Genomic DNA, 21,212 nt, shown 5'->3' with positions numbered 1-21,212 from the left:
AGCGGCAAAAATAAGGAAAAATACGTAGTGTAAAAAGTAGAATGTCTTTGTAAAAAAGATTTATAACTTAAAAACTTTGCTCCAGTTTGAAGCAACTTGTTTTTTCAATTCAGTTAAACTAAGAGCTTTAATGACTGAAGCTTTATCGTAAACTTCCATTAATGTTTCCTCTATGGTATCTGTTTCCAAAAAAAAGCGATCATTGGGCACCGATTGAAACACAGCTACCAATTCGGGATTCCGCAACAAATATTTCCCAAAAGACAAATAAAAACCACAATCCAATAAGGACTTTGCGGTTTGCTCATTTTTAGAAAATCCGTGTAAAATAACCGGTACTTTGATAGGTCGTTTTTTATGAATAGCAATCAATTCCTGATAAGCCGCGACCAAATGCAATACTAAAGGTTTTTGGTACTTTTCAGCCAAGGCAATTTGTTTTTTAAAAACTTCGGTTTGCAAGGCCATAGGAATATCGATTCGCTTGTCTAGGCCACATTCACCCAATGCCCAACATTCGGGTAATTGTAACTTTTTTTCCATGAATTGCAAATCGCTTTCCAATCGGTTTTCCACTATATACCAAGGATGAATCCCGATAGAATATTGCGGAATGTCTGCTACAAAATCCCAAGGATATTGGTTTACCAATTCGGTTATTTCCGAATCATTAGTGAAGCGATGCGTATGTAAGTTGTAAAACATTAGTCGTGAAACTTTTTAACGCCTGCTAAAATTTCGATAGTCAAATCGTTTTCCAAAGGCACAATCGGACAAGAATATTTATGATTGTAAGCGCAATACGGATTGTACGCTTTGTTAAAATCGATAGTCACTGTTTTGGTTTTGGGAATACGCATATCAATGTAGCGACCGCCTATATAGCTTTCTTTGCCGCAGGTTAAATCAGAAAATGGCAAAAACAAATAATCTTCATAGCCTTCTTTTTTACTCAATTCGATGTTTTGGTAAACATTTAGCTTAAATGATTTTCCGTCAATCTGGAAAAACAATTCGCCATACTTCTTGTATTCCGGTAAACGAGTGGTTGACGTTTTCATTTTGAAAACCTTTTCTTTAGGCGTACTGACAAATTTAGCCTCTACTGTAAACTTCTCATCAATAGGATAAAAATCCAGCGATTGGAATATTTTGAAATCTTCATCGGTGAGCGGACTTTCCTCGCGATTGGCAAATTCTTTGTTGAGATTGGCTTGAAATTCTTCAGCAGTTTCTTGTGACATCGCCAAAGAAACATACATTAACAATAAAAAAGAAAGTAGTTTTTTCATCGGACACTTTTCAACAAAAATAACACAAAAAATGTTGGGAAACTCAGAAAGTTGTTGGCTCCAAAAAGCAGGAACTTCGTACCTTTACAGCATCAATCGATTCTCATGCTCAAAACGGCTTTCCAACGCTATATCGATAACTTCAAAGGTTTTTCCAGAGAAATTTGGATACTAACCTTGATTACTTTTATCAATCGAGCCGGAACCATGGTTTTGCCTTTCTTGTCTAAATATTTAAAGGAAGATTTAGGATTTAGCTACGGACAAGTCGGATGGATTATGGTTTGTTTTGGCGTTGGTTCGATGTTAGGTTCTTGGTTGGGCGGCAAACTTTCGGATAAAATCGGATTCTATAAAATCATGATTTTCAGTTTGCTCACCAGCGGTTTGTTGTTTTTGGCGATACAGTTTGTCACCAGTTTTATCGGACTTTGCATCAGTATGTTCGTAATCATGTCGGTTGCCGATATGTACCGACCGGCGATGTTTGTTTCTATTGGAGCTTATGCCAAACCGGAAAATCGTACACGTGCATTAACTTTAGTTCGTTTGGCCATTAATTTAGGTTTCGCTGCCGGTCCGGCTTTAGGAGGCTTAATCATAATGAGTATTGGGTATAAAGGCTTGTTTTGGGTCGACGGTTTGAGCTGTATCATAGCCATTTCAATTTTTTGGCTCAAAGTAAAAGAGAAGAAAAAATCGGCTTTCACCGACAAAGAACATCCGGGAGAAATATTGACCCATTCGGTTTTTAAAGACAAACCTTTTTGGTTGTTTTTGTTTACTTGCTTGGTTTCGGGGATATTGTTTTTTCAAGTTTTTACCACTATTCCACTCTACCACCGAGAACAATTTAATTTGTCCGAATTCCAAACCGGATTATTACTCACCATGAACGGTTTACTGGTTTTCTTTTGCGAAATGCCGATAGTAAGTTATGTAGAGAGAAAGAAAATCAACAAAGTAAAGATGGTTACTTTAGGTTGTTTGCTTATGGCCATCAGTATGTTTTTGATGCTTATCAATACTTGGGTTGGCATATTAACTATTATGATGTTGTTTATGACTTTCGCAGAAATGTTTGCTTTTCCGTTCTCCAATTCGGTAGCTTTGAGTCGCGCTCCAAAGGGGCACGAAGGCCGCTATATGGCCATTTATACCATGAGTTTCAGTTTGGCTCACATCCTCAGTGCCAAAGTTGGTATGGAAATTATTGAATACTATAAAACCGATGGCTATCAAATGAATTGGCTCTACATGGGAACATTCGGATTGCTGGGAACGGCCTGTGGTTTTTGGGTATACAAACTCATTCAAGCTGAAAACAAACCATTGTAAATCAATCACTTTCTCCCTAAAATTCACTATAAAACTTAAAATTTAGTTAAATAACTATAAATTTAGTTGTGTAACTACAAAAATAGTTATAGGTTTGTTTTGTCCATTTGATAAAACGATTAAAACCATAACTATGCAAAAGTTAACCAACAAGGAAGAAGAAATCATGCAAATTTTGTGGAAGCTGAAAAAGGCTTTCGTGAAAGAAGTCTTAGCCGAAATCACCGAAGACCAACCGCACTACAACACGCTTTCTACGATTATCAGAAACTTAGAAGACAAAGGTTTTGTTGGCCATACTGCTTTTGGCAATACACACCAGTACTATCCTATCGTAAAAATGGAAGAGTACCGAAAACGATTTATGAATACGGCGATTGAAAATTATTTTAACAGCTCGTATAAAAACTTGGTTTCCTTTTTTGCGGAAGAAGAAAAAATTTCGGCCGAGGAACTCAGAGAAATTTTAGCCATCATCGAACAAAAGAAATGATATGGAAACCTTATTCATCAACCTTATAAAGTCGAGCGCACTGATAGCTGCTTTTTATTTGGCCTATCATTTTTTGGTGCGCAAAGAGACTTTTTTCAACAGCAATCGTTGGTTTTTGTTGACCGGCTTGTTTACTGCGCTCCTACTGCCTTGGTTTAATATCACCAAAGTAGTTTATGTTGAAAAGCCTAAAATGGCGTTAGCTGATTTAGTGGCCTATTCTTCTCAAAATATGGTGGCTACACCACGAGTTGCAACTCCTGAACCTTTCGATTGGATGTTGTTAGTTTGGTTTGGTTATTTGGCCATTACTTTGTTTTTGTTGGCCCGAATTGTAATCAATTTTACTTCATTGTTTCGAATGCTATACAATCAGCAAAAAACTAAGAAAGAAGATTTTACCCTTGTTGATTTAAACCAAAATATAGCCCCTTTTTCATTTTTCAATTACATTGTTTACAACTCCTCACTGTACACACCCGAAGAATTGCAAAGCATACTGTTGCACGAAAAAGTACACAGTCGAGAAAAGCATTCCTTCGATGTTATGATGGCCAAATTGTTCTGTATCATTTTTTGGTTCAATCCTTTTGTTTGGCTTTACAAAAAAGCCATTATCCAAAACTTGGAATACATAGCCGACCACAAAGCTGTACAGCAATTGGAAAATCCTAAAGTGTATCAAATGGCATTACTCAAAGCAATTTCTAATCAAAATTGCCTCTCAATTACCAATAATTTTTATCAATCATTAATCAAAAAACGAATCGTTATGTTAAACACCAATCAATCCCAACAAAGAAATGTCTGGAAATATTCCATCATCTTACCCGTTTTAATCGGTTTTGTGATGCTTTTCCAAATCAAAACCATTGCCCAAGAAAAAATGGGTAATACCGTATTAAGCCAAACCAATCCTAAAGAAGAAGTGCGTTTGGTAATTGACAAAAACACCTCTGATGCCGACCTTAAAAGAGAAGCCCAACGCTTAAAAGAAAAGCACGGTGTAACCTTGAAATATTCCAAAATCAAACGCAATGAAAATGGTGAAATTACCGGAATTAAAGTCGAATTCAAAGACAAAAAGGGCAACAAAGGGGTGTCGCAAGTAGCCGGAAATGAACCTATTAGTCCTATTCATTTTTATAAAAACGAGGATGCAATCGGATTTGGCAAGCCAAGAGGAATGCGCGTATATGCCAATGTTCCCGGGATGAAGACGGATGACAAAGAACCTTTTGTATTTCACTTTGACGGTGATAGCTTGGCCGAGGTGAGTGATTTTAATTTTGACTTCGATTTCAAAATGCCTGAGCATCCTGAATTTCCGGAAATGCCCGAAATGCCCGAATTACCGGAAGCTTTTGCTTGGCACGATGTGGATAAAGCCAATATCTTAATTCGCAAAGGTGCCCAAAAACCTTTGGTTATCATCAATGGCAAAGTGATTTCTGATGATAGTGAAATTGAAAAAGCCATTGAGGAAGCGGAAGCTAAAGGCGAATTTAATATCAAGATTGAAACTGATGGCGACGGCGAAGACAAACAAGTATTCATCAATGGTGAAGACATAGCCAAAATCAGAGGCAATGCTATGAAAAACGCACAAATCCAAATCCAAAGAATGAAACCGGAAATGCGCCAACAATTAATCAAAAGCAGAGCACTTGTGCGCAAAGAAATGCTTCGTGCCAGAGAGGAAATGGAAAAAGCCAAACCGGAAATGGAAAGAGCGCGTCGTGAAATGGAATTGTCAAAACCCGATATGGAAAAAGCGAAAGCCGAAATGGAAAAGGCCAGAGCAGAAATGCTGAAAGCCAAGGAAGAAATGATCAAGGCCAAAGCCGAATTGGAAAAAGCCAAAGCTGATTTGAAAAAGACCAGTCAAAAAAGTTAAAATTTTGTCAATCTCGTCCGCTTGAATGACACAAGTTTATAAGTTTGATTTAAAATCGTTTAACCATTAAATAAATTTTTAAACTGTATGAAAAAGTTGTTTAATCTAATAACCCTGTTGTTGTTAACTTCTTTATTTACTGTAGCTCAAACCAAAAGTCAATCATTTTCTTTAAGCGATAAAACGGCTAAAGACAATGTTGTAATGACTTGGAACAAAAATACGCCCGAGCAAGAAATGAAAGACGATATCAAAGCGTTAAAAGAGTATGGTGTAACCATTAAATACAATAATGTCAAGCGCAATGATAAAAACGAGATCACCGCTATAGAAGTTACTTTTGAAGACCAAAGCGGCAGTAAAGGGAATTTGAGTTACAATTCGCCCAAACCGATACCAACCATTAAGTTCTACAAACAAGGTGAAACTATGGGATTTGGTGATCCTGAAAATAGTTTTGGCAATACCCCTTTCATCAGCAGTTTTTCAGGCGATGATTTGATGAAAAAATTCCAATTCAATTTTGACAATGACAGTTTATCGGTAGATGAATTTGAATTCAAAATGCCGGAAGAACAAACTTTCGGGCAAATGAAATCCAGAATCAAAATCTTAAGAGATGACAAAAAGCCACTGGTAATTGAAGACGGTAAAGTAATTGAAGGCGGCGAAGACTATACCCAAGAAGAATTAGATGAAATTCAGAAAAATAACCAAAATGACTTGTTTTCGAAAAGAGAATTTCCCGGTTTTAATTTCAACGGAAATGACGATATGGCGGAGCAAATGAAAAAAATGCAAGAACAAATTGACCGATTGATGAAACACAACAAGTTGGAAAATGAAGAGTCAACCGACAAGGATTTAGAAGATTCCAAAAAAGAACTGGAAAAAGCCAAAAAAGAATTAGAAGAAGCCCGAAAAGAACTCAAAAAAACCAAATCGAGTTTGAAAACACAAAAGGTATAGAAGATAAAAACCGCTTAAGGCGGTTTTTTTTATTTTTGCAACAAATATTTCCACATGTATAAAGTCTTAGCCAAATTAAATAAAATCCTCTTACCCAGCTTTACCAAACAAAGATTAGATCCGGCCAAAGCTAAAAAATGGCAATTGGCTATATTGGCTTGGCGGTATTATGTAACCTGTAAAGCATTGGATAATTAATTGTTGTTTCATTACAGATACAAAAAATCCCGAAACCTTGTAAATGAAGTGTTTCGGGATGATTGTTGTGACCTCGACAGGATTCAAACCTGTAACCTTCTGAGCCGTAATCAGATGCGCTATTCAGTTGCGCCACGAGGCCTTTTTGTGGGTGCAAATATAGGGATATTTGATAAACTTGCAAATCAAAAATGATTTAAAAATCAAAAAAGATGACAAAAAATTGCAACTGACTGGTTATTAAAGCTACTACACTTTAACGGCTTTCCATTTTCCTTTTTTGAAAAAATAATAAGCCAATAATGCCAATACTGTTTCGGCTGTTGGAATGGCAATAAATGCACCTACCGGACCCAATCCTGAATAAACCGCCAAAAACCAAGCCAACGGAATTTGTATCATCCAAAAACAAAATACATTAATCCATGTAGGGGTTTTGGTATCACCGGCACCGTTTAATGCTTGTATCATTACCATTCCGATACCATAAAAAACATATCCAAATCCGATAATCCGTAAGGCTTTGCTTCCGTAAGCCAATATAACTTCATCAGCAGTATAAAAACTGATAATCCATTCTGAAAACACTACAAAAAGTATGGTCACCACACTCATAAAAATCACATTGTATTTGGTGGTTAACATCACACTTTGCTGGGCACGTTCCGGCTGCTGAGCGCCTAAATTCTGACCTACTAAAGTGGCTGCCGCATTGCTCAAACCCCAAGCCGGTAAAATAAAGAATACCACATTTCGTATCGCTATCTGATAACCGGCACTAGCATCAGTACTGCCGGTGATTGAAACGATATAAGTGAGTACTATCCAACTGCCGCTTTGGATAAAAAATTGCAACATAGCCGGCATCGAAATACCCAACAGTGATGAGACAATTTCCATATTAGGCCTAAAATAATGACGGTAAATTTGTATCGTTCTGTTTTTAAAGAACAAATGGTAACATTGGTATAAAACACCGATGCTTCTGCCTACTGCAGTAGCGATGGCCGCACCTTTCAATCCTAATTCGGGAAACGGACCGTAACCGTAAATTAAAAGCGGACATAAAATAATATTAATAATGCTGGCCAACCATAAACTTCTCATAGCCATAGCAGCATCGCCAGCACCTCTGAAAATTCCGTTGATTAAAAACAACAAAATAATCGCCGGACTACTGGCAAAAATGATTTGAGCAAATACTTTTCCTTCCGAGATTACTTCCGGTTTTGCTCCCATTAAAGCTAAAATATCAGCAGCGAAATAAACACCGGCTAAAGCAACCGCTATAGCAATCAAAATAGAAACCCATATGGCTTGAGCTCCTGATTTAGAAGCTTCTGTAAAATCTTTTTCACCTACCCTACGTGCTACTATAGCAGTGGCTCCCACACTCAACCCAATACCTAAAGTATACACCAAAGAAATTACAGCTTCGGTTAAACCTACGGTAGCCACAGCAACATCGGCATTAGGCAAATGCCCAACAAAATAAATGTCAACCACCGCAAATACCGATTCCAAGCTCAATTCCAAAATCATAGGAACAGCAAGCAACAGTATGGCCGTTTTTACATTGCCTTGGGTATAATCGTGCTCTTCTCCTTTGAGCGATTGCTTAATAAGTTTAAAAAGCCTGAAGAGTTTGTTTTGATTAGATGACATAATGATTGATGGATTATTGTCATCAAAAATAAGTTTTTAAAAGAAATAGTGTGTCAAATCACTATTAATTTATAAGATAATGGTCTTGTATAACTTTTCGGATAGAGATAAAACCGATGGCATCCAAATCTATTGCATCACGCTTCAACCACACCAACTGCTGAATTTCATCTTTGGCATTGATGGTAATTGCATCGTTAGTTAATCGACATTCATAAAAAATATCCAGCGTTCGATAAGCCACATTTTTATACAAATAATTATTTGGTGAAGTGGTTATATATTTTAAATCACTTGGCTTGATTTTTAACCCTAACTCTTCTGCAATTTCTCTGCAAGCCGCTTCCTCTGCAGTTTCATTCGGGTCGATAAAGCCACCGGGTAAGTCGAGCTTGCCTTTGTCCGGATCGACATTTCTGACCGTAAACAAAATTTTATTATCGAATGTAAAAACCAAGGCAACTGTCGCCGCTATGTTGTGGTACAATACGAAGTCGCAATCATAGCAATAAAATTTGAAATTGTTGTTGTACTCAAAATTTGTCGAGCTGCAACTCGGACAATAATTAAAAAAGTTAGTACCTGCTGTCATGATTAAATTTTAGAGAAAACTTTATTGTTTTGGAGGCAACCAAATGTACTATTATCTTTTCTGAATTGGTTTAAAAACGAAAGCAATCGCTTAAATTTTATCAACACTGGTTAGCTGAGATTTGGTATTTTATTTAGTAGATTTACCGCTAAAATTTCCATTATGGCTTCCGATTATATCTTGGATCAAGAATTTCAGTTTGACATTTTTGATGACGACAATACCCAATACAAAGAGTTTGAGAATTGTACGTTTCGTCACTGCGACTTTACGAATTGCACTTTCAAAACCATTTCGTTTGTCGATTGTACTTTTTTCGATTGTAATTTCAAAGATGCTAAAATCAACTACGTCTCTCTGCGAGGAGTTTGGTTCAATAAATGCAATTTTACCAATGTCAATTTTGCTATGACAGATCAAGTGATTTATGAATTTCACTTCAAGGATTGTTTACTGGATTATGCAAAATTTTATGCGTTAAAGCTCCGCAAAATGCAATTCATCAATTGCAGTATGATAGCCGTAGATTTTATGGGCTGTGATTTGACCGAAGTACTATTCGACAACTGTAATTTGAGAAGAGCTGTATTTATCGACACCATTGCCAACAAAGCCGATTTTTCGACCAGTTATGATTATGCTTTTGATCCGGAAAAAAACAAAATCAAAAAAGCCATCTTTAGTACAGATGGCTTAAAAGGATTGTTGGAGAAATACGATATAGTGGTCAAATAAAAAAACCTTTAAAATAGCTCTTGAAGGTTTTTAGTATCAAATTTAAATCTCAGTTTAGTAAACGAAAATCGCTCTTTCGCTCATCATCTCATTTACTTCATCAGCTATAGATTCCAACATTTCATCGTTGGTAGCATTGTTGATAACGCGGTCAATCAAATCGACTATCGTTTCCATATCGCTTTCTACCAAACCACGAGTGGTAATGGCAGGCGTTCCAACACGAATACCGGAAGTAACGAAAGGTGATTTATCGTCAAAAGGCACCATGTTTTTGTTCACCGTGATTTCAGCTTTACCTAAAGCGATTTCAGCCTCTTTACCGGTGATGTTTTTGTTTCTCAAATCGATTAACATCATGTGGTTATCCGTTCCACCCGAAATTAAGTTATAACCTCTTTTTACAAAAGCTTCCGCCATGGCTTTGGCATTTTTTTGTACTTGTAAAGCGTAAGTGAAGAACTCATCTGATAAAGCTTCACCAAAAGCAACTGCTTTGGCAGCAATGATATGCTCTAAAGGTCCGCCTTGGTTACCCGGGAAAACCGACATGTCTAAAACATGCGACATCATTCTGATTTCTCCTTTCGGAGTGGTTAATCCCCACGGATTTTCGAAATCTTTCCCCATCATAATCATTCCGCCTCTTGGACCGCGCAAAGTTTTGTGCGTTGTAGTGGTTACGATATGACAATGTGGAATTGGGTCGTTCATTAATCCTTTGGCAATTAAACCGGCAGGATGCGAAATATCGGCCAACAATAAAGCACCAACGCTGTCTGCGATTTCACGGAATCGTTTAAAATCCATGTCACGAGAATACGCCGACGCACCGGCAATAATCATTTTAGGTTGTTCTTTGGTGGCGATTTCCTGAATCTTGTCGTAGTTCAATACACCGGTTTCCTGGTCTACTCCGTAAAATACCGGACTGTATAATTTTCCGGAAAAGTTTACCGGTGAACCGTGTGTTAAGTGACCGCCGTGAGACAAATCGAATCCTAAAATTTTGTCGCCAGGTTTCAAACAAGCAGCAAAAACAGCAGTATTGGCTTGTGAACCGGAGTGCGGCTGTACATTTACATATTCGGCACCAAACAAAGCTTTGGCTCTGTCGATGGCAATTTGCTCAATCACATCTACCACTTCACAACCACCGTAATATCTTTTTCCGGGATAGCCTTCAGCATACTTATTGGTAAGCACAGAACCGGCGGCTTCCATTACTTGATCACTCACAAAGTTCTCAGAAGCAATGAGTTCAATTCCCTGAATTTGTCTGTCTTGTTCTTCAAGGATTAAGTCAAAAATTTGTTCGTCGCGTTGCATTTCAATATATTTCGTTAAATTGAGGTCAAAATTACGAAAATCGTTTGTTAAATTAATAGTTAATGATATATTTGATTGCTAATTTTTCAACAACTAAATCAACAGCATCATGCCAAATTCAACCAACGATCCCAATCGAAAATCATGGCTTAACGTTCCCGAGAACAGTGACTTCCCTATTCAAAATATTCCGTTCGGTGTTTTTCTAACCAAAGATGATGTCATTACCATCGGAACCCGTATAGGTGATTACGCTATCGATTTAGGCGCTTTACAACAATTGAATTATTTCGAAGGCATCGATTTGACCGATGATATGTTCATGCAAGACACCTTAAACGATTTTATTTCAGACGGCAAAAAAACTTGGCGTTTGGTAAGAAATCGCATTGGTGATATTTTCGACAGCAACAATCCTAAACTCAGAGACAATAAGGAACACCGAGAAATTGTCATCTTCACTATGGATGAAGTAGAAATGCAATTGCCGGTTTTAATTGGTGATTACACTGATTTTTACTCCAGTAAAGAACACGCCACTAATGTGGGTAAAATGTTCCGTGATCCTGCCAATGCTTTGTTGCCGAACTGGTTGCACATTCCCGTTGGCTATCACGGTAGAAGTTCAACCATTATTCCGTCTGGCATTCCGGTGCACCGACCAATGGGACAAACCTTACCAAATGGCGAATCAACTCCGGTTTTCGGTCCGTCACGTTTAGTCGATTTCGAATTAGAAACGGCTTTCATCACTACAGATGCCAATATAATGGGAGAAAACATTCCGGTTACAGAAGCGGAAGATTATATTTTTGGTATGGTGTTGCTTAACGATTGGAGTGCGCGCGACATTCAGAAATGGGAATATGTGCCACTTGGACCGTTCTTAGCCAAAAACTTTGCCTCTTCCATTTCTCCATGGATTGTTACCATGGATGCTTTAGAGCCTTTCCGATGCAAAGGTCCGGTTCAAGAACCAACACCACTGCCCTATTTGCAACAAAAAGGAAAACACGCTTTCGATATCAACTTGGAAGTTTATATAGAACCTGAAAACGCTCAACCGACATTGGTTTCCAAATCCAATTTCAAATACATGTATTGGTCAATGTCACAACAATTGGCGCATCATACCTCCAACGGTTGTCGGGTAAATTCGGGTGACATGATGGGTTCCGGAACTATTTCGGGTCCGACACCAGACAGTTTCGGTTCTATGTTGGAGTTGACTTGGGGTGGCAAAAATCCATTAACTATGAGTGACGGCACTGAACGTAAATTCATCAACGATAATGACACGGTAACCATCAAAGGCCATTGTCAAAACAGTTCAATTCGTATTGGTTTTGGTGAAGTGAGCACTAAGCTTCTACCACCATTCGTTAGAAAATAACCTTTCAACAAAAAGAAAATAAAACAACAACAACAACAACAACTAAATTTTAAATAAATTACACTAATAACAATGAAAAATACAGCTTTATCACACATTCATGAGAGTTTAGGTGCCAAGATGGTGCCGTTTGCCGGTTACAATATGCCGGTACAATATGAAGGTGTGAACGCCGAACACGAAACCGTTAGAAACGGTGTTGGCGTTTTTGACGTTTCCCACATGGGAGAATTTTTACTAACCGGTGAAAACGCTTTGGCGCTAATCCAAAAAGTGACTTCAAACGACGCTTCGGTTTTGGAAATTGGTCGTGCACAATATTCTTGCTTGCCCAATAATGATGGCGGTATTGTAGACGATTTGATTGTGTATCGCATGAAAGAAGATCAATATTTATTGGTCGTTAATGCTTCTAATATTGACAAAGATTGGAATTGGATTTCATCACACAACGATTTGGGTGTTGACATGCGCAACTTATCCGACGACTATTCGTTGTTGGCTATCCAAGGACCAAAAGCGGTTGAAGCTATGCAATCCTTAACCAATGTTGATTTAGCAGCAATCAAATATTACCACTTTGAAGTCGGACCATTTGCCGGAATCGACAATGTAATCATCTCCGCTACGGGTTATACCGGTTCGGGAGGATTTGAAATCTATTGCAAGAACTCAGAAGTAGAACAAGTTTGGCATAAAGTTTTTGAAGCCGGAGCCGCATTCGGTATCAAACCAATTGGCTTAGCAGCACGCGATACACTTCGCTTGGAAATGGGATTCTGCTTGTATGGCAACGATATCAACGACACGACTTCGCCTATTGAAGCCGGTTTAGGTTGGATTACCAAATTCACCAAAGACTTCACCAATTCGGAAAATCTGAAAAAACAAAAAGAAGCCGGCGTAACGCGCAAACTTATCGGTTTTGAATTAATCGAAAGAGGTATTCCGAGACACGATTACGAAATTGTGGATGCCAACGGAAACAACATCGGTATTGTAACTTCCGGAACTATGGCGCCGTCATTGGGCAAAGGTATCGGTATGGGCTATGTTGCCACCGAATTTGCCGGCGTTGACTCGGAAATCTTTATCCAAATCAGAAATAATAAAGTAAAGGCCAAAGTAGTTAAAATGCCTTTCTACAAAAAATAACCGTGTGACCAAATCCTTATTAGCCGCTTTAGTTTTTCCTTTTTTTCTCTTTGGGCAAACCGAAAAGAATCCATGTGAAACAGTGGCAAAAATCAACAAGCTCATACAGGATTTTCACTACAAGCCTAAACCGATAGACGACAGTTTATCGGTTTATGTTTTTAAAACTTTTTTGAGTCGCTTAGACGAAGACAATCGCTTATTTATTGCGCCTGAAATCAAAGCTTTAGAAAAGCATCAATACCAAATTGACGATTATTTAAACAATAATAATTGTGCGTTTTTAACCGACTTTTATTCGGCTTATACCAAAACAACTGAGCGTTACAAAAGGCTATTGGAAGCTATTAAAAAAGAACCATTTCCACTAAGCAGCAACGAACAAGTGCAATTTTCCCGCAAGGCTTTCCCGTATGCCAAAGACGAAAAAGAATTACAACATCTTTACAAAAAGCGATTGCTGTTCAATGTGTTGCGAGAAGTGGCCGAATTGAGCACTAACAAAGATTCGCTTACACAACACTTTGACAAGTTAGCCAACGAAAGTAAAGACAAAGTAATGGAGCAATACGAGTGTAAATCCGAAAGTTACGTTTTAACGAAAAGTGAATTTTACAGCTTGTTTTTCAGCACCTTCTGCTCCTATTTTGACCCGCATACTGATTATTTTTCCGAAAGTGACAAATCGTCTTTCTATGCTACGGTTAGTTCCGATAACATGACTTTCGGTTTTTATATGGCGATGTCTGACAAAGATGAAATGACTGTGGAAGAAATCATACCCGGCAGTTCGGCTTATTTCAGTGAAAAAATCGACAAAGGCGATCAACTGCTTAAAGTCGCCCATCAAAACAGCGAATACCATATTGCCTGTTCTTCGTTAAAAAAAATCGAGGAAATCATCAATTCCAAAGAATACCAAGAAGCTGATTTTACCTTTAGGAAAAAAAGCGGAGAAATCTACAGTGTTCGTTTACGGAAAAAAGTCATGAAAGACTATCAGAATAACGTGTACAGTTTCAAACTCAAAAAAGGCGAAGCTTATTTTGGATACATCCGAATTCCGAGTTTTTATGCGACGTTTGAAAATGGTAAATCCAGCGTAAGTAATGATGTAGCCAAAGAGGTCTATAAACTTAAAGAAGATGGTGTTAGCGGTATTATAATCGATATTCAAAACAATGGCGGCGGCTCGATGGAAGAAGCCATTCGTTTAAGTGGACTATTTATCGATGTTGGTCCGTTAGCCGTAATGAGCGATGGCAAGCAAAAGCGTGAAATACTCAAAGATCAAAATCGCGGTACCATTTACAACGGACCGATGATTGTGATGATTAACGGCTTTTCGGCTTCGGCCAGCGAATTTTTTGCCAATGCCATGCAAGATTATAACAGAGCGATCATTATAGGCAATCGATCTTTAGGCAAAGCTTCGATGCAGCGCATTATTCCTATTGATGAAGAAAATCAGGAGTTCGTAAAGCTGACTTTAGAAAAATTCTATCGCATTACCGGAAAGAGCAATCAATACATTGGTATTACACCCGATGTAGAAATTCCGCTGTTATTCGACAAGCAAATGCCGCGAGAAGACAGCAATAAAACGGCTTTAAAAAACGATGTGCTCAGCGTTAGTCTAAAATACAATCGTTTACCGGAAGACGGGTCAAAATCAAAAGTGATCCAACAGAGTCAAATTCGCATTCAAAATAATGTTTATGCAAAGCAAGTCATAGCACTTAACAACAAAATCAACCCATTGTATGAAGGTGATTTACCGCCAATAACATTACAATTCTCGAATGTTTTTGAAGATGTCAATAAAATGAATGCGCTTTGGAAAACTATTAAAGAGACCGGAGAAACAGCGCAAGACATTACCATCGTTCAAAACTCCATCGATCTTGAAAATCAAAAATTTGACGAATACCTGAAAAGTACCAACCTGGAAAGAAGCAAAGAAATTCAACAAAATTATCACATCGCCGAAGCGTTGAACATTTTATCCGATTGCCTTACCCTTAAACCCTAACTTATGAAAAAAAGACTGCTTATCACTTTAGTGTTTTTTGCCAGCATCAGTTTGCAAGCACAGGAATTTAAAACACCGGTAGACTATTTGAATTATATCGGCAAAGAACAAGAAAACATTTCCAGAAGCATGTGGAAATACACTTCGGCCGTGGCACATTCCAAAAGCGCACGTCGCATTGACAACACCCGAAAACTATTGGTAAAAAGCATCCAAACGGCCAGTAAAAAAATTGCCGGTTTAAAAGACGGCTACCAAGGCGATGTGGAATACCGCAACCAAATTTTGGAATACTTAAGTATTTCAGAAAAAAACATCAACGAAGAATACGATAAAATTATCGACATGCAAGAAGTGGCCGAGCAATCCTATGATGCGATGGAAGCGTACATCATGACACGTGATTTGGTCAATAAAAAAATTGATGCCGAAAACGAGAAAGCCGAGTTAGCCCAAAAGAATTTCTGCGCTAAATACAACATTACACTGTCGGAAAACACCAGTGAATTGGGACAAAAAATCAAAATCTCTAACGAAGTTTTTGCCTACCATACCGAGCTATACCTAATCTTCTTTAAAGCGAATGTAACCGATTTGTATTTGTCTAATGCGATAGAAAAAAACGACATCGGCGGCATCCAACAAAATGCAGCTACTTTGGTACAATATGCCAATGAAGGCTTGGAAAAGCTGAAAACTGTAAAACCTTTCGGTACGGACAATTCGATGGTTTTGATTACTAAAAAAGCTTTGGAATTCTACAAAAAACAAGGAGAACAATTCGCCCCGAAAGTAGTGGCTTTTATGATGTTCAACGAAAAATTTGAAGCAGCTAAAAAATCGCTTGAATCCAAATCCGATAAAGACCGAACCAAAGAGGAAATCGATAATTACAACACTATGGTAAAACAGGTAAACAAAGAAATCGACACCTATAACAAAACCAATTCGGCCAATTTTCAAGAAAAAAACGCCATAATAGACCAGTGGAATAACACGGGAGAAACCTTTATCTCAAGTCATGTTCCGGTGGGATAATTTGTAACGACTATCATTTGCATTAATCGATTATTACCTTATTTTTGCACTCAAATTAAAACAAATTCTATCAGCAATGGGAAGAGCATTTGAATTTAGAAAAGGAAGAAAAATGAAACGTTGGGCAGCTATGGCCAAAGCGTTTACTCGTATCGGAAAAGATATCGTGATGGCAGTAAAAGAAGGCGGACCAAACCCGGAAGCTAATTCACGTTTGAGAGCTGTTATGCAAAATGCCAAAGCGGTCAATATGCCGAAAGAAAACGTAGAACGTGCCATTAAAAAAGCCACTGATAAAGATACAGCCAACTATAAAGAAGTATTGTTTGAAGGTTATGCACCACACGGAATCGCTGTCCTAATCGAAACGGCTACCGACAACAATAACCGTACAGTAGCCAATATTCGAAGCTACTTTAACAAATGTAACGGTACTTTGGGAACGCAAGGTTCGGTAGAATTCATGTTCGACCACACTTGTAACTTCCGTATTCCGGCTGCCGGACAAGATGTAGAAGAATTAGAATTGGAAATGATTGATTTCGGTGTAGAAGAAATTTTTGCCGATGAGGAAGACGGCATCGTGATGTATGCGCCTTTCGAAAGCTTTGGTGCCATCCAAAAAGAATTAGAAAACCGCGGTTTAGAGATTTTATCTTCCGGTTTTGACAGAATTCCGCAAATCACCAAAGAGTTGACCGAAGATCAAATAGCCGATGTTGAAAAACTATTGGAAAAAATTGAGGAAGACGACGACGTGATGAACGTTTACCACACCATGCAAGAGTAATATTTGATATTCGATATCAAATTTTAAATATAAACGCCGGGCATTTTGCTTGGCGTTTTTTTTGTAAGAGGAATTTTGCTACTTTTACTATGCAAGTATTATTATAAATATTAAATGCATAAAATTGAGATCGTAATCAAAACTGTGAATTTTTTAAAATGACAATAGAAAATCAACTTTTTAATAATGCCTTTGATGTTTCAATATGGAAAAATCAAACTAAGATTGATGAGTTAAAGTCAAATCTTACTTTAATAGAATATACTATCCAAAATTATTTAAAAAGTATTACTGATGACTTTCCATATTTAACTGATCATTCTATTGTTCATTCAAGAATGTTATGGAACTATGCTAGTATAATTATCGGCGAAAAAAAAGATTTTATAAATCCATTAGAGGCATTTGTTTTGCACACTGTCTTTTTAGTACATGATGCAGGCATGTGTTATTCTGTTCTAAATAATCAAAATGAAATAGAAAAAGACCCACTTTATACTGATTTTATTATTAAGAATGAAAACTCACCTGCAGTTAAAGATGAAGCTTTATTCTACACAATTAGACAAAGGCATGGAGACTTTGCATTACGCATTGCAACTGATTCACTGCGTGAAGGTGAATATCTAATTTCTGATATAAATTTAAGAGAGGAATTAGGGCTAATTATAGGTAAAATTGCTAAAAGCCATACTTGTAACATTAATTATATTGAAAGAGAATTCGGCCCTAAGTATTCAAATCCCAACTTTCCAACAGATTGGTCAATAGACTGTCAAAAACTATCATTTATATTACGAACTGCTGATGCAGCTCATATTGATAATTTGAGAACTCCCAAAACTAATAGAATGATTTCTGAAATTCAAGGTATATCAAAAGAGCATTGGACTTTTCAAAAGAAATTAGGTTTTCCACAATTATCGAATGATGGATTATTAATGTATTCTACAAACACTCCATTTTCTTCAACTGAACAAAAAGCTTGGTGGTTTTGTTATGAAGCATTACAGGTATTGGATAAAGAATTGAAAAATGCTAACGAATATTTTGATGTAAATCAGTTGGAAGGTTTTTCAGCAAGAGGTGTTAAATCAATTAACGACACACTTGAACTTGGAAAAAAATATATTAGAACAATTGGATGGAACTCTATTGACACTCAAATTAAAGTCACAAATCCTGTACATATTGCTTCTGAATTAGGAGGAATAAAACTATACGGAAATATAAATATTGCATTAAGGGAATTAATTCAAAATAGTTTAGATGCAATTAATTTGTATCGCATTCATACAGGACAAAACAATACTAATGTTGGTGAGATTAAATTATCAATAAAAAAGAGTGAAGATGATTTTTATTTGACAATAACAGACAATGGTATTGGAATGAGTCAAACAATTATGACAAATGAGCTTCTTGATTTTGGAGGGTCATATTGGAAAAGTAATCGTTTTAAATATGATTTTCAAGGTATTCACACAAAAGGATTTGAATCTATTGGAAAATTCGGAATTGGTTTTTTTTCAACTTTTATGTTAGGTAAAAAAATTACGGTTACTTCTTGGAAATTTGGTGAAGCCATAAGCAATATGAAAACCTTAGACTTTTATGATGGATTATCTTCAAATCCAATTTTAAGAGAGCCAACTGAAATTGAAAAAAGTTTAGTAATTGATAGAGGAACTTCTATAACAATTAAAATTAGTGAGAACCCATTTTCTTTGAATGGTTTTATTGGCAATTCTCAATTTCATGAAAATACATTATTTTCATTGGTAAAGTATTTCATTCCTTCTCCTAACGTTAAAATAACTATTGAAGAATTGGATGGAAAAATCAATACAATTAAACCTAACGCGATAGATGATTTAAATTTTGATGATTTCATAGACTATATTCATATTATTAAAGAAAGTAACATAGACCATACGGGCATAATAAATTTATTTAAAACCCTTGATCTTAAATTATTTGAAATCAAAGATGATTTTAGGCTTTATGGCAAATTAACGATACTTCCTCAAATCGGAAACATTGGTTTGTCCTCAACTTCTGTCGTGCTCTCAAACGGCATTCGTATTAATGAAGTAGGTAGTTTTGCTGGTTACATAATCACTGATGATGTAATCTCAATTAAACGAGATTCATTCTCAAAATTAATTCCATATGATGTTATTAAAAAATGGGCAGAACAGCAGAGACTTTATATTGAATCAAGTCCTGCAAAAAACTTATATACATTAAGTCATTTAGGTCTATTGTTAACATTCAACTTTTTTGACGATAATTTACCTATTACATTAACAAAAAAGAATAATAACTACGAGTTCTTTACAATAAGGGAATTAAAACAATATTTGAAAAAAAATTCTGAAATTAAATTTCATCATGAAGGTCATTCTCTATCTGGTAGGTTACCTGATTGTGATGGTTTTATTAGCTTAAATTTTAGGTTTAGTGTTAAAAATATCGTTCGAGAAGAAGACCAAGATAAATTAATTGAACACAAGGAATTTATAGAAAAAATAATTAAAGAAGAATGGGGAGAATTTCGTGTCGAGCAGGATAATCTAATCAAACAAGTAAAATACAATTTTGAAATGCCGTATATGATTATAGAAAAATATATTAAAGTATAGTTTAAATCCGACTAGATAGCATGAATTTGCAATCCTACCTATTAAATTCATAACTTAGTAACAAATTACAAGTCCATGAAACCTCTACACTATATAGCAGCGCTACTTCTAACCGCAACAACAATCGTCGCACAAGAAGTGAAATTAAAAAACAATATTAATCAATTATGGGTAAACAGCGGCTTTTAACTTCGCCAAAAAGTCGATGGGTAAAGAATTGTATGTTTACAAACTCAATACTAAAAGAAGAATTACTGAACATAGTTGTAGACAACAATAAGACTGAGAGCAAAGTCGACGACAGCAAGAAAATCATTTTTGCCCAACAAAATATTACCATTCAATCCAAAAACTTCAGCGAACAAAAATGGGATTTCCTAATCGCCCTATTGATTCAAGAAAAAGTAATTGACGCTAAAGGCGAAATCAATCTCGACAATCTCAAACGTTTTAAGGCAAAGCATGATGAAAAAGACATTAACAAAACGATGCGCGATAGCATAAAAACAAAAACGCCAAGCAAAACTCGGCGTTTTCTATATCTAATAGTCTAACTTTCTAAGAAGTCTAACCATCTAAAAATCTAACAATCTATTTAATAAATTCCACTTTTTGTGTTTCTTCTACATTAACACTGTCAAAGAAACCTTGCTCATTCATCCAATCATCACTAAATACTTTGCTCATATAACGAGATCCGTGATCCGGGAAAATAGCAATAACATTACTGTTTTCGTTAAATTCTCCTTCTTCAGCATATTGTCTGATCGCTTGCACAACCGCTCCGGAAGTATAACCTACAAACAAGCCTTCTTTCTTGGCAATCTCACGAGTAGTGTGTGCACTTTCCTCATCGGTTACTTTCATGAAATGATCAATAGAGTCAAAGTCAGTAGCCGTTGGGATTAAATTTTTCCCTAAACCTTCTATGCGATATGGATAAATTTCGTTGGCATCAAACTCTTTGGTTTCGTGGTATTTTTTTAAAACTGAACCAAAAGCATCAACCCCTAATATTCGGATATTCGGATTTTTTTCTTTTAAAAACTTAGCTGCTCCGGAAATGGTTCCGCCCGTACCGCTACAAGCCACTAAATGGGTGATTTTCCCGTTGGTTTGTTCCCAAATTTCAGGACCGGTCGTTTTGTAATGAGCATCAATATTCAATTGGTTGAAATACTGATTGATGTAAACCGAACCTTTGGTTTCTTCGTGCAAACGCTTGGCTACATTGTAGTAAGAACGCTCATCATCGGCAGAAACGTGAGCCGGACAAACGTATACTTTCGCGCCCAAACTGCGCAACATATCTATTTTATCTTTAGACGATTTAGAACTTACGGCTAAAATACAGTTGTATCCTTTAATGATACTTACCATAGCCAAACTAAAACCGGTATTTCCGGAAGTGGTTTCGATGATGGTATCACCCGGCGTTAAAATTCCTTGTCTCTCAGCCTCTTCAATAATATATAATGCAATTCTGTCTTTAGTGGAGTGACCCGGGTTGAAAGCTTCCACTTTAGCGTAGAAGTTTCCAGGTAAAGATTCTGTGATTCTGTTGAGTTTAATCAGCGGAGTATTCCCTATTAAACTTAATACATTATCGTAAGCTTTTATATCTTCTTTCATAAAATAAATTAGTCAAGGC

Annotated in this window: 19 protein-coding genes and 1 tRNA gene; 13 read left to right on the top strand and 7 right to left on the bottom strand. The window is 36.7% G+C overall.

Features of this window, described 5'->3' with window-relative positions; translation table 11 throughout:
- Positions 1–60: 60 nt before the first annotated feature.
- Positions 61–705 carry a TatD family hydrolase gene (locus SK086_RS07000; RefSeq protein ID WP_324690632.1) on the bottom strand — a complete coding sequence of 215 codons (645 nt, stop codon included), beginning with the start codon at positions 703–705 and terminating at the stop codon, positions 61–63.
- Positions 705–1,292 (bottom strand): DUF1684 domain-containing protein, encoded by a 588-nt coding sequence (locus SK086_RS06995; RefSeq protein ID WP_324690631.1) that lies wholly within the window; start codon positions 1,290–1,292, stop codon positions 705–707. The genes SK086_RS07000 and SK086_RS06995 overlap by 1 nt, the downstream gene beginning before the upstream one ends.
- Before the next feature lie 105 nt (positions 1,293–1,397).
- Between SK086_RS06995 and SK086_RS06990 the strand changes: the two genes are divergently transcribed.
- The 5 genes from SK086_RS06990 to SK086_RS06970 all read left to right on the top strand — a co-directional run bounded on the left by SK086_RS06990 (position 1,398) and on the right by SK086_RS06970 (position 6,187).
- On the top strand, positions 1,398–2,630 hold the full coding sequence (locus SK086_RS06990) for an MDR family MFS transporter (protein ID WP_290871838.1): 1,233 nt from the start codon (positions 1,398–1,400) through the stop codon (positions 2,628–2,630).
- A gap of 133 nt (positions 2,631–2,763) precedes the next feature.
- Positions 2,764–3,123: a BlaI/MecI/CopY family transcriptional regulator gene (locus SK086_RS06985; RefSeq protein ID WP_290871835.1), complete on the top strand. Its 360-nt coding sequence runs from the start codon at positions 2,764–2,766 to the stop codon at positions 3,121–3,123.
- A 1-nt stretch (position 3,124) separates the two neighbouring features.
- Positions 3,125–5,020 (top strand): M56 family metallopeptidase, encoded by a 1,896-nt coding sequence (locus SK086_RS06980; RefSeq protein ID WP_324690630.1) that lies wholly within the window; start codon positions 3,125–3,127, stop codon positions 5,018–5,020.
- An 87-nt stretch (positions 5,021–5,107) separates the two neighbouring features.
- Positions 5,108–5,989, top strand: a complete 882-nt coding sequence (locus SK086_RS06975) for a hypothetical protein (RefSeq protein WP_324690629.1) — start codon at positions 5,108–5,110, stop codon at positions 5,987–5,989.
- 54 nt (positions 5,990–6,043) lie between these two features.
- Positions 6,044–6,187 (top strand): SsrA-binding protein, encoded by a 144-nt coding sequence (locus SK086_RS06970; RefSeq protein ID WP_324690628.1) that lies wholly within the window; start codon positions 6,044–6,046, stop codon positions 6,185–6,187.
- A gap of 68 nt (positions 6,188–6,255) precedes the next feature.
- Here the strand turns inward: SK086_RS06970 and SK086_RS06965 are convergent.
- From SK086_RS06965 to SK086_RS06955, 3 genes are all read right to left on the bottom strand, one after another.
- A tRNA-Arg gene (locus SK086_RS06965) sits at positions 6,256–6,329 on the bottom strand.
- A gap of 107 nt (positions 6,330–6,436) precedes the next feature.
- Positions 6,437–7,852 carry an MATE family efflux transporter gene (locus SK086_RS06960; RefSeq protein WP_324690627.1) on the bottom strand — a complete coding sequence of 472 codons (1,416 nt, stop codon included), beginning with the start codon at positions 7,850–7,852 and terminating at the stop codon, positions 6,437–6,439.
- A gap of 64 nt (positions 7,853–7,916) precedes the next feature.
- On the bottom strand, positions 7,917–8,444 hold the full coding sequence (locus tag SK086_RS06955; protein ID WP_324690626.1) for an NUDIX hydrolase: 528 nt from the start codon (positions 8,442–8,444) through the stop codon (positions 7,917–7,919).
- Between the two features lie 162 nt (positions 8,445–8,606).
- Between SK086_RS06955 and SK086_RS06950 the strand changes: the two genes are divergently transcribed.
- A complete protein-coding gene (locus SK086_RS06950; RefSeq protein WP_324690625.1) occupies positions 8,607–9,179 on the top strand; it encodes a pentapeptide repeat-containing protein in 573 nt (190 codons plus the stop codon).
- Between the two features lie 54 nt (positions 9,180–9,233).
- On the opposite strand, the gene glyA is transcribed toward SK086_RS06950, so the two are convergent.
- A complete protein-coding gene (glyA, locus tag SK086_RS06945) occupies positions 9,234–10,508 on the bottom strand; it encodes a serine hydroxymethyltransferase (protein ID WP_324690624.1) in 1,275 nt (424 codons plus the stop codon).
- A gap of 109 nt (positions 10,509–10,617) precedes the next feature.
- Here glyA and fahA point away from each other — a divergent pair, with 109 nt between their 5' ends.
- The 7 genes from fahA to SK086_RS06910 all read left to right on the top strand — a co-directional run bounded on the left by fahA (position 10,618) and on the right by SK086_RS06910 (position 20,115).
- Positions 10,618–11,901: a fumarylacetoacetase gene (gene fahA, locus SK086_RS06940; protein WP_324690623.1), complete on the top strand. Its 1,284-nt coding sequence runs from the start codon at positions 10,618–10,620 to the stop codon at positions 11,899–11,901.
- Positions 11,902–11,973: 72 nt separating this feature from the next.
- Positions 11,974–13,056 (top strand): glycine cleavage system aminomethyltransferase GcvT, encoded by a 1,083-nt coding sequence (gcvT, locus tag SK086_RS06935; RefSeq protein WP_324690621.1) that lies wholly within the window; start codon positions 11,974–11,976, stop codon positions 13,054–13,056.
- A 4-nt stretch (positions 13,057–13,060) separates the two neighbouring features.
- The gene (locus SK086_RS06930) at positions 13,061–15,088 is read left to right on the top strand and encodes a S41 family peptidase (RefSeq protein ID WP_324690620.1); all 2,028 of its coding nucleotides are present in this window, start codon (positions 13,061–13,063) and stop codon (positions 15,086–15,088) included.
- A 3-nt stretch (positions 15,089–15,091) separates the two neighbouring features.
- Positions 15,092–16,126, top strand: coding sequence for an LIC11966 family surface protein (locus SK086_RS06925; protein WP_324690619.1), 1,035 nt, complete (start codon positions 15,092–15,094; stop codon positions 16,124–16,126).
- Positions 16,127–16,202: 76 nt separating this feature from the next.
- Positions 16,203–16,916, top strand: coding sequence for a YebC/PmpR family DNA-binding transcriptional regulator (locus SK086_RS06920; protein ID WP_324690618.1), 714 nt, complete (start codon positions 16,203–16,205; stop codon positions 16,914–16,916).
- A 158-nt stretch (positions 16,917–17,074) separates the two neighbouring features.
- A complete protein-coding gene (locus SK086_RS06915) occupies positions 17,075–19,561 on the top strand; it encodes an HD domain-containing protein (protein WP_324690617.1) in 2,487 nt (828 codons plus the stop codon).
- 221 nt (positions 19,562–19,782) lie between these two features.
- Complete coding sequence (locus SK086_RS06910; RefSeq protein WP_324690615.1) at positions 19,783–20,115, top strand: hypothetical protein; 333 nt, start codon at positions 19,783–19,785, stop codon at positions 20,113–20,115.
- Positions 20,116–20,152: 37 nt separating this feature from the next.
- On the opposite strand, the gene SK086_RS06905 is transcribed toward SK086_RS06910, so the two are convergent.
- Positions 20,153–21,193, bottom strand: a complete 1,041-nt coding sequence (locus SK086_RS06905; protein ID WP_290875852.1) for a PLP-dependent cysteine synthase family protein — start codon at positions 21,191–21,193, stop codon at positions 20,153–20,155.
- Positions 21,194–21,212 lie beyond the last annotated feature (19 nt).

Origin of the sequence: Flavobacterium cheonhonense (assembly GCF_035671315.1) — a bacterium.
Classification (GTDB): Bacteria; Bacteroidota; Bacteroidia; order Flavobacteriales; family Flavobacteriaceae; genus Flavobacterium; species Flavobacterium cheonhonense.
Note: the sequence above shows the minus strand (reverse complement) of the source record. Positions and strands in the feature narration are given on the sequence as shown.